This is a genomic window from Pseudomonas guariconensis, assembly GCF_015680235.1.
GTDB lineage: Bacteria > Pseudomonadota > Gammaproteobacteria > Pseudomonadales > Pseudomonadaceae > Aquipseudomonas > Aquipseudomonas guariconensis_A.
The window spans coordinates 1-201 of the sequence record NZ_JADLJL010000118.1 but is presented as its reverse complement, the minus strand read 5'-3'; the positions used below and the strand labels follow the sequence as shown (position 1 = coordinate 201).

Genomic DNA, 201 nt, shown 5'->3' with positions numbered 1-201 from the left:
TGTGGGTCGAAGGCCGTGCGCAGGAGGTGCATGAGCGGCTAGTCAATGGAGCACGCCATGGCGTGGGCGCGCTGGATCATACCGCCCCGGCTGAACTGGTCGACCTGACTGTGGCCCCAGGCACCCTGGAGCCCGATGCACGCAAGCGGCTGCAAGGCCTACGGATTACCTCGCAACAGGCCGCCCAACTGGTGCGCTCCA

Annotated in this window: 1 pseudogene; it reads left to right on the top strand. The window is 66.7% G+C overall.

Annotated features, from left to right (window positions below):
* Positions 1–201 (top strand): annotated as a pseudogene (locus IRZ56_RS23560) (oxidoreductase); the annotation flags it as partial.